This is a genomic window from Arthrobacter sp. 10N418, assembly GCF_056394725.1.
Map to the genome: position 1 here is coordinate 68,635 of NZ_JBFTIK010000009.1, position 12,434 is coordinate 81,068.

Annotated in this window: 13 protein-coding genes; 11 read left to right on the top strand and 2 right to left on the bottom strand. The window is 67.5% G+C overall.

The genetic code is table 11. The features are described from left to right. The first annotated feature begins 47 nt into the window (after nt 1–47). Together dapB and AC1DCZ_RS09365 are read left to right on the top strand one after the other, a co-directional pair. Nucleotides 48–806 (top strand): 4-hydroxy-tetrahydrodipicolinate reductase, encoded by a 759-nt coding sequence (gene dapB / locus AC1DCZ_RS09360; protein WP_476974342.1) that lies wholly within the window; start codon nt 48–50, stop codon nt 804–806. Nucleotides 807–811: 5 nt separating this feature from the next. Beyond that, nucleotides 812–1,294 (top strand): hypothetical protein, encoded by a 483-nt coding sequence (locus AC1DCZ_RS09365; protein WP_476974343.1) that lies wholly within the window; start codon nt 812–814, stop codon nt 1,292–1,294. 30 nt (nt 1,295–1,324) lie between these two features. Here the strand turns inward: AC1DCZ_RS09365 and AC1DCZ_RS09370 are convergent, their stop codons facing one another. Further along, entirely contained in the window at nt 1,325–2,560 is a 1,236-nt protein-coding gene (locus AC1DCZ_RS09370) for a heparan-alpha-glucosaminide N-acetyltransferase domain-containing protein (protein ID WP_476974344.1), read from the bottom strand. Nucleotides 2,561–2,679: 119 nt separating this feature from the next. On the opposite strand from AC1DCZ_RS09370, the gene AC1DCZ_RS09375 reads away from it, so the two are divergent. The 8 genes from AC1DCZ_RS09375 to AC1DCZ_RS09410 all read left to right on the top strand — a co-directional run bounded on the left by AC1DCZ_RS09375 (nt 2,680) and on the right by AC1DCZ_RS09410 (nt 11,534). Beyond that, nucleotides 2,680–3,150, top strand: coding sequence for a hypothetical protein (locus tag AC1DCZ_RS09375; protein ID WP_476974345.1), 471 nt, complete (start codon nt 2,680–2,682; stop codon nt 3,148–3,150). Between the two features lie 9 nt (nt 3,151–3,159). After that, a complete protein-coding gene (locus AC1DCZ_RS09380; protein WP_476974346.1) occupies nt 3,160–3,918 on the top strand; it encodes a carbon-nitrogen hydrolase family protein in 759 nt (252 codons plus the stop codon). Between the two features lie 79 nt (nt 3,919–3,997). Then, nucleotides 3,998–4,906, top strand: coding sequence for a 4-hydroxy-tetrahydrodipicolinate synthase (dapA, locus tag AC1DCZ_RS09385; protein ID WP_476895029.1), 909 nt, complete (start codon nt 3,998–4,000; stop codon nt 4,904–4,906). Nucleotides 4,907–4,966: 60 nt separating this feature from the next. Beyond that, nucleotides 4,967–6,658: a ribonuclease J gene (locus AC1DCZ_RS09390; RefSeq protein ID WP_476974347.1), complete on the top strand. Its 1,692-nt coding sequence runs from the start codon at nt 4,967–4,969 to the stop codon at nt 6,656–6,658. Between the two features lie 160 nt (nt 6,659–6,818). After that, a complete protein-coding gene (locus tag AC1DCZ_RS09395; protein ID WP_476974348.1) occupies nt 6,819–9,779 on the top strand; it encodes an FtsK/SpoIIIE family DNA translocase in 2,961 nt (986 codons plus the stop codon). Between the two features lie 9 nt (nt 9,780–9,788). Beyond that, nucleotides 9,789–10,430, top strand: a complete 642-nt coding sequence (gene pgsA / locus AC1DCZ_RS09400; protein ID WP_476895026.1) for a CDP-diacylglycerol--glycerol-3-phosphate 3-phosphatidyltransferase — start codon at nt 9,789–9,791, stop codon at nt 10,428–10,430. Beyond that, nucleotides 10,427–10,945 (top strand): CinA family protein, encoded by a 519-nt coding sequence (locus AC1DCZ_RS09405; RefSeq protein ID WP_476895025.1) that lies wholly within the window; start codon nt 10,427–10,429, stop codon nt 10,943–10,945. The genes pgsA and AC1DCZ_RS09405 overlap by 4 nt, the downstream gene beginning before the upstream one ends. 136 nt (nt 10,946–11,081) lie before the next feature. Beyond that, a complete protein-coding gene (locus AC1DCZ_RS09410) occupies nt 11,082–11,534 on the top strand; it encodes a helix-turn-helix domain-containing protein (RefSeq protein WP_066434909.1) in 453 nt (150 codons plus the stop codon). A gap of 115 nt (nt 11,535–11,649) precedes the next feature. Here AC1DCZ_RS09410 and AC1DCZ_RS09415 read toward each other — a convergent pair whose 3' ends face one another. Then, nucleotides 11,650–12,159, bottom strand: coding sequence for a MarR family winged helix-turn-helix transcriptional regulator (locus tag AC1DCZ_RS09415; protein ID WP_476974349.1), 510 nt, complete (start codon nt 12,157–12,159; stop codon nt 11,650–11,652). Nucleotides 12,160–12,200: 41 nt separating this feature from the next. Here AC1DCZ_RS09415 and AC1DCZ_RS09420 point away from each other — a divergent pair, with 41 nt between their 5' ends. Continuing rightward, the gene (locus AC1DCZ_RS09420; protein WP_476895023.1) at nt 12,201–12,419 is read left to right on the top strand and encodes a DUF3046 domain-containing protein; all 219 of its coding nucleotides are present in this window, start codon (nt 12,201–12,203) and stop codon (nt 12,417–12,419) included. Nucleotides 12,420–12,434 lie beyond the last annotated feature (15 nt).

Consider the following 12,434-nt stretch of genomic DNA (forward strand, 5'->3'; position numbering starts at 1 on the left):
ATCCGCCGGTTCAGGAACGCGACGGCCCCGGCGGTAGGGTTGATGCCATGACAGAACAACTCGCCGTCGCCGTCCTGGGCGCCCACGGGCGCATGGGCGCCGAGGCCGTCAAAGCCGTGGAAGCCGCCCCCGACCTGAAGCTCGTCGCGGCACTTGGCCGCAACGACCCCCTGGACACCCTCGTCGACGCCGGCGCCCGGGTCGTGGTGGACCTGTCCGTCCCCGAGAGCACCGAAGCAAACGTCCGCTTCGCCGTCGAGCACGGCATGCACGCCGTCGTCGGCACCACCGGCTGGGACACGGGCCGCCTGGCCGGGCTCAAGGCGCTCCTCGCCACGCAGCCAGGCGTCGGTGTCCTGATCGCCCCCAACTTCGCCCTCGGCTCCGTCCTGGCGACCGCGTTCGCGGCCAAGGCCTCCAAGTACTTTGAGTCGGTCGAAGTCATCGAACTGCACCACCCGGACAAGGTGGACGCCCCCTCGGGGACGGCTGTGCGCACGGCCCAGCTGATTGCGGCCGAGCGTGCCGCTGCCGGGGTGGCCGCCAGCCCGGACGCCACCACCACGGGGCGCGCCGGCGCGCGGGGCTGCGACGTCGACGGCGTCCGGGTCCACAGCGTCCGGCTCCGCGGCCTCGTCGCGCACCAGGAGGTCCTGCTGGGCGGCCCGGGGGAGCAGCTGACCCTCCGGCACGACTCCTTCGACCGCGCCTCCTTCATGCCCGGCGTGCTGCTCGGCGTCCGCAACGTCAGCGCCAAGCCGGGCCTCACCGTGGGCCTCGACGGCTACCTGGACCTGGGACTCTGAACGCCGTGGCAAATGTGCTCACCACCCTGAAATCCAACCGCACCAAGATCTGGGTCGGCGCGGTCACATTGCTGCTCGTCTTCTACCTGGTGGTGTCATTCCAGCGCTCGGTGCTCCTGATGTCCGACGCCAACCTCGTGGCCAAGGCCATCGGCGTGGCCTACCTCATCCTGCCGGCCATCGGGGCCTGGGCTCTGGTCCGGGAGCTTCTGTTCGGTGCCCGCACGGAGCGGCTCGCGAAAATCCTCGAAGCCGAAGGCGGCCTGCCCGAGGACACCCTGCCGCGCACGCCGGCCGGGCGCGTCATCCGCGAGGCCGCAGACCTGGAATTCCAGAAGTACCGTGCCGAGGCCGAAGCGGCCCCCGCGGACTGGCGTTCCTGGTTCCGGCTCAGCTGCGCCTACGACGCCGCCGGCGACCGCAAGCGGGCCCGGGCCTCCATGCGCGACGCCGTGCGGCTGTTCCGCGCCGGGGCGTCTACCGCCTGACGCGTCTTCGACCGTGACTTCGCCTGTGGCTTAGCGGAGGCGGGCGGACTGGTACCGGCCGAGCCGGTTGGCGGCATGCGCCGCCCACTCCAACGGGCCGCGCCAGGCCAGCGTCGCAAAGATCCCGCCGACCGCCAGCATGACGGCGGCCTGGGCCCAGTACACGCCCTCCACCGTCCAGCCCGGCGGCAGCGGCTGCCCGTGGAGGGCGGCCATGACACAAATATGGGCAGTGTAGAGGCTCAAGGTCATGGCCCCGATGCCCCGCAGCGGGAGCAGTAGATCGAGCTCGACCCATTCGCCGAGGCGGCCCAGCAAGAGGCATGCCCCGATGACGGCGGCGGCGACCCCGGACGTGTGTACGAGGTCCAGCGTCGTGCCGGCGTGCGGCGAACTGGTCGCCAGCCACCACAAGGAGCCGGACTGCTGGATGCCCGCGAGATTGACCTGCAACAGGCTATCGAGCGGGTACCCGGGGTCAGCCAGCTGTGACTGGAGCGCAGCCCGGCCGCCCCAGTCCTCCATCATGACAACGCCCAGCCACTTGGCGAGTATTGCCACGACCGTGCCTCCGGCCAGCAGCAGGACCGCCACGACGGCCTTCGACAATGCCAGCCGGCCGAGGGCGAGGCCGACCAGCAGATACGCGATCCACTGGAACACCGGGTAGTAACCGGTCAGGAAGAGGTCGCCCAGGAGCCGGTCCGGAGTGGACAGATCCTCCCAGCCGGGATTGTGTCCCAGCTGCAGGGGAGGCGTGGGGGACAGGAGCCAGGGCCGCAGCAGGTAGGCCAGGACGGGGGCGAGGAGGACCCAGGCGCCCGCGAGTGCAAGCACCTGCTTCATGCCGAGTCCGAGGAACGGCAGGATGCAGAGGAACAGCACCGCGTAATGGACCAAAATGATGGCGATGTTGACTTCCAGTCCCCCCAGGCAGAGCCCGACGGCGCCCACCACCAGGGCGCGGCAGGCAACGCCGCGGCGGGCCGCCCAGAGGGCCGCACCTTCCAATGGCCGCCGCTTTCCCGTCGACAACGCCAAACCGACGCCGGCCAGCACGGCGAACAGAGCCGAGGCGCGGCCGGAAAACGTGAGCCCGACCCATGTGGGGGTGAGCTGCGCATCCGACGCGAAGGTGGGCAGGACATGGGTTGCCATCATCGCCAGCAGCGCCAGCCCGCGGGCGGCGTCGATACCGGCCAGCCGCACGCCGGCTGATTGGCCTGTGGCGGTCCGGGAAGCTGTAGCCATTCCGCGCGGGGTCATCGTCCGATCGTCTCATGACCGGCACGGGCGGCAGCCGTCCCCGGTGCCGGCCGCCTGGTGATTTTCACATCACCAGGGCACACCTTGTATTCGAATATATGTTCGAATACCATGAGTCCATGGACAACACATCAGAACCCGCAGCCCGGGGCTCGGCTGCCAGGGACGCTGCCAGGGACGCTGCCAGTGGTGGCGACAGGGGTGCCGACAGGAGCGCGGTCCGGGGCACCCTCAAGGACCCGGCTCTTGCCGGGAATGGCCAGACGGGCCCCGGCGGACCCGGCGTCCTCAAGGCCATGAGCCCGGGCGTCGTTGATTTCCTCTTCCGTCAGCTGGTTTCCGGCGGACCGGCAGAAGACGTCCAGTGGCACAAGGAAGGGACAGCGCTCGCGGTGCAGCCGCCCGGGGCCGAACTTGCGCGCCGGCTCGCCGAGACCGACCTCGACGCGCTGACGCCAACCGAAGTGTTCCACTACGTCCGTGCGGCCCAGCGGCTCGCCGGCTGGGCCGAAGGCCTGCGGGAAGCCGCGGTCGCCCGCTACTGCTCGGCACCCTCAGCCGAGGATTCCCCCTCTGCGTCATCTGCTTAGGATGGCAGGGTGATAAGCCCGTTGACGCTCTCCGCCATCCAATACGAGGCGCTCGACGGCGGCCTCACCGCCAATGTGCCCGAGCATGTCCGCCTGATTGAAGACGCTGAATCGCACGGAGCCCGTCTGGTGATTTTCCCGGAACTCTCACTCATGGGCTATCGGCTGGACGTGCTGGCGGCTCCTGGCCAGTGGGTGGCCCACGACGATCCGCGTCTGGACGGCATCCGGGAAATTTGCCGCCGTAGCGGCATCACAGCTGTCGTCGGTGCCGCGTTCAGGGAAGACGACGGAACGCCCCGCCTGGCCTCGCTCGCGGTGCACCCGTCCGGCGACATCGAACCGAGCTTCAAAACGAGGCTGCACGGGCGGGAACGAGACCTCTTCACGGCCGGCACGGCTCCGGCTGTCCTGGACCTTGACGGCTGGAAGATCGCCCTGGCCATCTGCGTCGATGCGGCGCACCCCGGCCATGCAGGCGCGGCCGCGGAAGCCGGCGCGGACATCTACGCCGTCTCGGCCCTCTACACGGCCGGGGAAGACCAGCGGCTGGCCCTGCACCTCGGAACCCGCGCCATGGACAACCGGATGTTCGGCGTGCTGGCAAACCTGGGCGGCACCACCCCGCTGGGGCCGTCCTGCGGGCTGAGCGGCTTCTGGGGCCCGGACGGGCTCGTCATCCGCCAGGCCGCCTCGACCGCGACCGAGGTGCTGACGGCGACCCTGCAGCACGGCGCGTTGGACCGCTGCCGGACGCCCGTAAAGTGATACCAGGGCGGCCGCGTTTGACGTGCATCACGTCACCGCCATTGCTCTAACCTGCCGCAGACAAGGTAACGTTTTTCATATGGCTGACTCTGATATTCGCTCTTACACGTTCGGGACCCTCGTGACCGCCATGGTCACGCCTTTCACCACCGACGGTGAAGTCGACTACAAGCAGTCCGCGGAACTGGCCACCAGGCTCGTCGACGACGGCAACGACGCCCTCGTTATTTCCGGCACCACGGGGGAAACCTCCACCCTGGAAGACGACGAAAAAGAGAAGCTTTTCCGCGTCATCGTCGAGGCTGTCGGTGACCGTGCGAAGGTTATCGCCGGTACCGGCACCAACCACACCTCGCACTCGATCGAGATGGCCAAGCGTGCCGCCAAGGCCGGCGCCCACGGCCAGCTGATCGTGACTCCGTACTACAACAAGCCGAGCCAGGCCGGCATCCAGGCCCACATTGAAGCCATCGCCGACGCCGCCGATCTGCCCGTCATGGTGTACGACATCCCCGGCCGGTCCTGCGTGCCGATCCTGCCCGAAACCATGATCCGGCTGGCGGACCACCCGAACATTGTTGCGCTCAAGGACGCCAAGGCCGACTTTGCCGCCGTCACCCGGGTGCTGGCCAACACGGATCTCGACGTCTATTCCGGCGACGACGGGCTGACCCTTCCATGGATGGCCGCCGGCGCCGTCGGGCTGGTCAGCGTCTCCGCTCACGTCGCGTCGCGGCGGTTCCGCGCCATGATCGACGCCGCACTTGCGGGCGACTTCGCCACCGCCCGCACCATACATTTCGAACTGGACCCTGTGGTCCGTGCAGTGATGACCCATATCCAGGGTGCTGTTGCTGCGAAGCAAGTTCTTAAGTGGCAGGGAATCCTGCCCAACTCGGTTGTCCGTTTGCCCCTCGTGGAGCCGGACGAAGCTGGGATCGAAACCATCCGCGAGGACTTGGCGGAAGCCGGAATGGTCTTTTCCTGATCAGGTGTTCCAACTGACGAGTAAAGTCCAGTCCGGCAACCGCCTGGAAAGTAGTGCATTATGACCCAAACCGCCCTTCCCGGCCTTGTTACGCCGCCGAAACTGCTCAAGGACACTCTGCGGATCGTTCCGCTCGGTGGACTGGGGGAGATCGGCCGCAACATGACCGTTTTCGAAATCGACGGCAAGCTGCTCATCGTCGACTGCGGCGTCCTCTTTCCCGAGGAGACCCAGCCCGGCGTCGACCTGATCCTGCCCGATTTCTCCTACATCAAGAACCGCCTCCAGGACATCGTCGCCGTCGTCCTGACCCACGGCCACGAGGACCATATCGGTGCCATCCCGTACCTGTTGCGCTTGCGCGCCGACATTCCCCTGGTGGGCTCCCGGCTGACGCTGGCCCTCATCGAGGCGAAGCTGCTGGAGCACCGGATCAAGCCGGTCACCCAGACCGTCACCGAGGGCCAGGTGCAGAAGTTCGGCCCGTTCGAGTGCGAGTTCGTGGCCGTCAACCACTCGATCCCCGACGCGCTGGCCGTGTTCCTCCGCACCTCCGGCGGCACCGTCCTGCACACCGGCGACTTCAAGATGGACCAGTTGCCGCTCGACGGCCGGATCACGGACCTCCGCCACTTCGCCAAGCTGGGGGAAGAAGGCGTGGACCTGTTCATGTCGGACTCCACCAACGCCGACGTGCCGGGCTTCACCACCGCCGAGAAGGAAATCGGACCCACCCTGGACCGGCTCTTCGGCCAGGCCTCCAAGCGTCTGATCGTCGCTTCCTTCTCCTCGCACGTGCACCGCGTCCAGCAGGTCCTGGACGCCGCCGCCAACCACAACCGCAAGGTGGCCTTCGTCGGCCGCTCCATGGTCCGGAACATGGCCATCGCCGAAAAGCTCGGCTACCTCGACGTGCCCCCGGGCATCCTGGTCGACATCAAGAACATCGACAACCTCCCGGACAACCGCGTGGTGCTGATGTCCACCGGTTCCCAGGGCGAGCCGATGGCAGCCCTGTCCCGCATGGCCAACGGTGACCACCGCGTCGTCGTCGGCCAGGGCGACACCGTCATCCTCGCCTCGAGCCTGATCCCGGGCAACGAGAACGCCGTGTTCCGCATCATCAACGGCCTGCTCAAGCTCGGCGCCGACGTCATCCACAAGGGCAACGCCAAGGTGCACGTCTCCGGCCACGCCGCCGCCGGCGAGCTGCTGTACTGCTACAACATCCTGGAGCCGCTCAACGCGATGCCGGTGCACGGTGAAACCCGCCACCTGATCGCCAACGGCAAGATCGCCCTGGACTCCGGTGTCCCCGAGGAAAGCATCCTCCTCGCGGACAACGGCACCGTCATTGACCTCCGGGACCACCAGGCAGACATCGTCGGCCAGGTCGAGGTCGGCTTCGTCTATGTCGATGGCTCCAGCGTCGGCGAAGTCACGGAAGCGGACCTCAAGGACCGGCAGACGCTCGGCGATGAAGGCTTCATCTCCATCATCACTGTGATCCACCGCGCCACCGGCAAGGTCGTCTCCGGGCCCGAGATCCACGCCCGCGGCGTGGCGGAGGACGACTCCGTGTTCGACGAGATCATCCCGAAGATCAACGCCGCCCTGGAAGAAGCCGTGCTCAACCGCTCGGACCACACCACGCACCAGCTGCAGCAGGTTGTCCGCCGCGTCGTCGGCACCTGGGTCAACCGCAAGCTTCGCCGGAAGCCTCTGATCATCCCGGTGGTCCTGGAGGCGTAACCGCTTCGCTTCGCACGGCGACGGCCTTCCCGGCCTGTCCGCAACCCCCGGGTTGCGGACAGGCAGGGAGGGCCGTCTTTGTGTGCCGACGGATGCAACATGGTTCACGGAGCCCCGGAAATTCGGGGTTTCCGGCCCGGCTTCAGGTACCGTGGCGGGTATGGCGACACGCACCTCTTCCGCGCCTAGAGGAAACTCAAGCGGCAAATCAGGCAGCTCTCCAGGCCGGAGCTCCGGCACTGCTGCATCCAAAACGAGCCGCCCGCGGGGAACTGCGGGCACCGCCCGCACCCGGCAGCTGGCCGTCGTTGAGGCCCGCCAGCCATGGCTGGTGCGGGTGCTGGCCGGTGCCTGGCTGGGCATCGCCCACGTGGTCGGCGCCGGAATCCGGCGGATCGGCCACGACGTCAGTGACCTCGCGCCCGAGGACCGCCGCGACGGCGCCGCCCTCTTCAACCTGGCGCTCGGAGTGTTCGTTGCCACCTTCGCCTGGTGGGGGTTCAAGGGATGGTTCCCGGACATCGTGTTCGGAATCGTCAACGGCACCTTCGGCTGGATGTCGCTGCTGCTGCCGCTCATGTTGTTTGTCTGCGCCTTTCGGCTGTTCCGCCAGCCTGCGGACAGCCGGGGCAACAACCGGATCGGCATCGGCTTCCTCATCATGGCCTTCGCCGGCTCCGGCCTGGCCCACATCATCGGGGGCCAGCCGACCGTGGCGGACGGTTTCGACGGCCTGCGCCGCGCCGGCGGCATGCTCGGCTACCTCGCCGCCGCGCCTCTCGCGGCCATCCACCCCGTGGTCCCGGTGGCCCTGTACAGCCTCCTCGCGTTCACGTCCCTGCTGATCGTCACGGCGACCCCGTTCGGTGCCATCCCGGGCCGGTTGCGTGACGTGTACGAGCACCTTATGGGCATCGATCTTCAAGACCACGACGCCGACGACGACGACCGCCACGACCGCAGCTACCTGTACGAAAACGATGCCCCGGCCCCGAAGAAGAAGCGCCGCCGCCTCTTCGGCAAGGATCCTGTCGCCGACGCCGGCCTCGAAGGCTACGTCGGCGACGAAGCGTTCGAGCATGCGGTCATCGACGACGACGACGAAGAGGGCCCGCCCGCGAAGGGCGCCAAGTCCGTCGCCCCCGGTGTGCGCCGGCCCACCCAGGCCGAGATCGCCGTCGAAAAGATCAAGGCAGCGCAAGGCCTCGGGGCGGCCGGCGCTGCAGGATCAGCTGCAGGTTCCGTTGCGGCGTCCGCGGGGGAGAACGCCACCGAGGCCATCCCGCTCGTGACCCCCGGCATGGTGGCCGCCGGCTCCCTGAACCCTGCCGCCGTGGCGGCAGCCGCCCAGGTGCCCTCGAAGCCCGTCACCCCGGCACCGCTGCCCACGCCGATTCCGCAACGCACCGAACAGCTCTCGCTGGCCGGCGACGTCACCTACACCCTGCCGTCCTCGGACGTGCTGACGCCAGGTTCCATTCCCAAGGAGCGCACCGAGGCGAACGACGCGATCGTGGCCTCCCTGACCGAGACCCTCAACCAGTTCAACGTCGAAGCGCAGGTTACCGGCTTCAGCCGTGGCCCGACTGTCACCCGCTACGAGATCGAGCTGTCGCCCGGCACCAAGGTCGAACGCGTCACGGCGCTGTCGAAAAATATTTCCTATGCCGTCGCCAGCTCGGATGTACGCATCCTGAGCCCCATCCCCGGACGGTCAGCAATCGGCATCGAGATCCCCAATACGGACCGCGAAACGGTGTCCCTCGGGGACGTGCTGCGCAGCCAGAACGCCCGGCGGACGGAGCACCCCATGGTGATCGGCGTCGGCAAGGACGTCGAGGGCGGCTACGTCGTGGCCAACCTGGCCAAGATGCCGCACCTCCTGGTGGCCGGGGCAACGGGCGCCGGCAAGTCGGCCTTCGTGAATGCCATGATCACCTCCATCCTGATGCGGGCCACCCCGGACGAGGTCCGCATGGTCATGGTGGACCCCAAACGGGTGGAACTGACGGCCTACGAAGGCGTCCCGCACCTCATCACGCCAATCATCACCAACCCGAAGAAGGCCGCCGAGGCGCTCCAGTGGGTGGTCCGGGAAATGGACGCCCGCTACGACGACCTCGCCAACTACGGCTTCAAGCACATTGACGACTTCAACAAGGCGGTGCGGGGCGGCAAGGTCCACCCGCCGGAGGGGTCCAAGCGGGTCATCCGGCCGTACCCGTACCTGCTCGTGATAGTGGACGAACTCGCCGACCTCATGATGGTGGCCCCGCGCGACGTCGAGGATTCCATCGTCCGTATCACCCAGCTGGCCCGCGCGGCCGGCATCCACCTGGTCCTCGCGACCCAGCGTCCCTCCGTCGACGTCGTCACCGGCCTCATCAAGGCCAACGTGCCCTCCCGCATGGCGTTCGCGACCTCCTCTGTCACGGACTCCCGCGTGGTCCTGGACCAGCCGGGCGCCGAAAAGCTCATCGGACAGGGCGACGCGCTGTTCCTGCCAATGGGCGCCTCCAAGGCCATGCGTGTCCAGGGCGCGTGGGTCACGGAGTCCGAGATCCACAAGGTGGTCGAGCACGTCAAGGGCCAGCTCAAGGCCGTTTACCGCGACGACGTCGCCCCCGAGGCGCAGAAGAAGCAGATCGACGACGACATCGGCGACGACCTCGAGGTCCTGCTGCAGGCCACCGAGCTTGTGGTGACAACCCAGTTCGGCTCCACGTCGATGCTCCAGCGCAAGCTCCGCGTCGGTTTCGCGAAGGCCGGCCGCCTCATGGACCTGCTCGAGTCCCGGGGGGTGGTGGGCCCGTCCGAGGGATCCAAGGCCCGCGACGTGCTGGTCAAGCCTGACGACCTCGCCGCCGTCCTGGCCGCCATGAAGGGCCTCGAGGCGCCCGCCGTCGCCGATTCCCAGACCGCAGCGCTGAGTGAGAATGCCAACGCGAACATCGCCCAGGGCGGCTATGCCGAGGACCTTGTGGCCGAGGACCTTGTGGCCGCGGACCTGGGCCGGCGCGGCCAGAACGTGGAGTACTTCGACGGCGGGGACGGCCCCGGCGGCGCCTCAGGCGAGGACGACAACGGCTCCGAGGACGCCTGGTCCCTCACCGGACGGTAGCCTAGGAGGGTGAATAGCGCCGAAGCCGACAGCGCCGGTTCCGCACCGCGGATCTGGAACCTCCCGAACATCCTGACGATGCTGCGGATTGTGCTGGTGCCCTTCTTCGTCTGGTTCCTCATTGCCGACGCCCCGGGGCTGCACCCCGGGAACGGGCTCTGGCGCTGGCTGGCTGCCGCAGTTTTTGCGGTTGCCATCTACACGGACAAGCTCGACGGCGACATCGCCCGCAGCCGCGGACTCGTCACCGACTTCGGCAAGATCGCCGACCCGATCGCGGACAAGCTCCTCATCGGTTCCGCCCTGGTCATGCTCTCGGTGCTGGATGAACTCCCGTGGTGGGTCACCATCCTGATCCTGGTCCGCGAATGGGGCATCACCGCACTGCGCTTCTTCGTCATCCGCTACGGCGTGATCCCGGCGTCGCGGGGCGGGAAACTCAAGACCGTCGTGCAGACGGCCGCCATTTTCCTATATGTCATCCCGCTGGGGTCCCTTGCCCCGTGGCTCGGCGTCCTGGCCTTCGCGGTCATGATGGCCGCGCTGGCCATTACTGTCTGGACCGGCGGCGAATACGTCATTGAGGCGCTGAAGCTGCGGGCCAGCGGCATCCGGGCACAGAAACAACAGGTAGGGGAAGGCAAGCCATGACCAATCTGCATCCGACTCTCCATCCGAATCTTCACCGCATTTCCGGGCAGGCTGTAACCGGTGCCCTTGAGCGCGGGCTGACCGCTGCCACGGCCGAGTCCCTCACGGCCGGCATGGTGGCGGCCGTGCTGGCCGACACTCCCGGCGCCTCGGGAATGCTCCAAGGCGGCGTGGTGTCCTATTCGAACTCGGTCAAGGCGGACGTCCTCGGCGTGCCCCGCGAACTCCTTGACGCCGTCGGATCCGTGGACGGACAGGTCGCGGCGGCCATGGCGGAGGGCGCACGCCGGATCTGCGGCGCCGACATCGGCGTGTCCACCACCGGGGTAGCAGGCCCCGAGCCGCACGACGGCAAGCCCGTCGGGACGGTCTTCGTCGGCGTCGCCACGGCGGAGGGCGCGACGTCGTACGCGTATGCCTTCGAGGGGAGCCGGCCGGAAATCCGTGCCCTGGCCTGCGGCGCGGCCCTGGAGCGCCTGCTCGAAGCCCTATCTTCCAAAGGCTACCCGGCGTAAAGTTGCCGGGAACAAAAGTTGATTCCGAATAGTTGTTACATTGTGTCGCCTCCGAATATGGGGGCGCCTAGGATGAAAGCATTAATAGTCCGCCGCTAAGGGCGGACTCGACGTACGAGGGAGCAAGGCGATACAGATGGTAAAGCAGCCCGTATCCGTGAACGGCGTTGTCCGCTGGAAGGATGTGGGCCTCGCCGATCAGGCAAAGAGCGAACAGAAGGAGCGCAAGATGGTTGTACTTCGTCACGAAATCGGTGATGTACTCCGCGATGTCCGCCAGCGCCAAGGCCGTACCCTCCGCGAAGTCTCGCACAGTGCCCGCGTTTCCCTGGGCTACCTGAGCGAAGTGGAACGCGGCCAGAAAGAAGCCTCCTCGGAGCTGCTTTCCTCGATCTGCTCGGCCCTCGATGTTCCGCTCTCGAGCATGCTCCGCGAAGTCAGCGACCGCGTCGCCGTCGCTGAGGGCGTAGCAGTTCCGGACACCGTCCCGCAGGAGTTCGCGCAGCGCTACGGCCGTGACCTGGACCGTGAGCTCAACTCCGACCTGAATGACGAGTTGGCCAAGGGGCTCCTTTCCGGAGCACGCTAACCCGGACCAGCTACATCAATGAAAGTGCCCCCGGCGACACGCCGGGGGCACTTTTCGTTTGTGGCGCTGTCGCCGGCCCCGTTTCTTCCGGGACGCTTCCCTGGGGAATTGCGGCCTAGCGGGACTCTTCCCTGGGGAAGCCGTCCCGCTCGTATGTCGCGTTAAGCTTCGCGATGTACGTGGCAAGGGTCTGCAGTTCCTCGACCGGCCATTCCCCCAGCCGTTCGCGGAAGACCTCACGCCGGGCGTCCTGCACCTGGTGCATCTTTTCCTCGCCCTCGGGCGTGAGGCGGATCGACTGCGCACGCCCGTCGAGCGGATCGGCCTCCTTGGACACCAGGCCAAGGTTTTCAAGAAAAGCGATCTGCCGGCTCACGGAGGGCTTGCCGACGCCGATGCACGAGGCCAGCTCAGTGAGCCGGATGGGCCCCTGGCGGCGGATCACGCTCAGGAGTCCGTACGCGGCAGGTTCCATGTCGGGATGGACCTCCCGCGAGAGCTGGTGGGAGACGGAACGGCCGCGGCGCCAGAGCACGCTGATCTGGTGCTCGACGGCGGTGAGTGCTGCTTCTGCGGGGTCCTCGGCACTCCCGGAGATTCCGGTGTCCTCGGCTGAGTTGCTCATGGCAACCATTCTAGAGTCCCGGCACGTGAGAGACTTTACCGGTGCGAATCAGTGACTTTTGGCGGCTCATGGACGACGAGTTCGGAGCCGGATACTCCCGCGTACTCAGCAGTTCGCTGGTGCTGGCGGGGGTGGGCGGACGCACGGCGGACCAGGCGCTGGGCGCCGGCGTGCCGCCGCGCCAGGTCTGGCTTGCCCTGTGCGACGTCCAGGATGTCCCGCCCGAGCGTCGACTGGGCCGCGACGTCAAACCCCGCTGACCGGCGGCAGCCCGA

Coding starts and splice junctions, on each gene's coding strand:
- dapB (WP_476974342.1), top strand. CDS start 48: ATGACAGAACAACTCGCCGTCGCCGTCCTGGGCGCCCACGGGCGCATG.
- AC1DCZ_RS09370 (WP_476974344.1), bottom strand. CDS start 2,560: ATGACCCCGCGCGGAATGGCTACAGCTTCCCGGACCGCCACAGGCCAA.
- AC1DCZ_RS09375 (WP_476974345.1), top strand. CDS start 2,680: ATGGACAACACATCAGAACCCGCAGCCCGGGGCTCGGCTGCCAGGGAC.
- dapA (WP_476895029.1), top strand. CDS start 3,998: ATGGCTGACTCTGATATTCGCTCTTACACGTTCGGGACCCTCGTGACC.
- AC1DCZ_RS09390 (WP_476974347.1), top strand. CDS start 4,967: ATGACCCAAACCGCCCTTCCCGGCCTTGTTACGCCGCCGAAACTGCTC.
- AC1DCZ_RS09395 (WP_476974348.1), top strand. CDS start 6,819: ATGGCGACACGCACCTCTTCCGCGCCTAGAGGAAACTCAAGCGGCAAA.
- AC1DCZ_RS09405 (WP_476895025.1), top strand. CDS start 10,427: ATGACCAATCTGCATCCGACTCTCCATCCGAATCTTCACCGCATTTCC.
- AC1DCZ_RS09410 (WP_066434909.1), top strand. CDS start 11,082: ATGGTAAAGCAGCCCGTATCCGTGAACGGCGTTGTCCGCTGGAAGGAT.
- AC1DCZ_RS09415 (WP_476974349.1), bottom strand. CDS start 12,159: ATGAGCAACTCAGCCGAGGACACCGGAATCTCCGGGAGTGCCGAGGAC.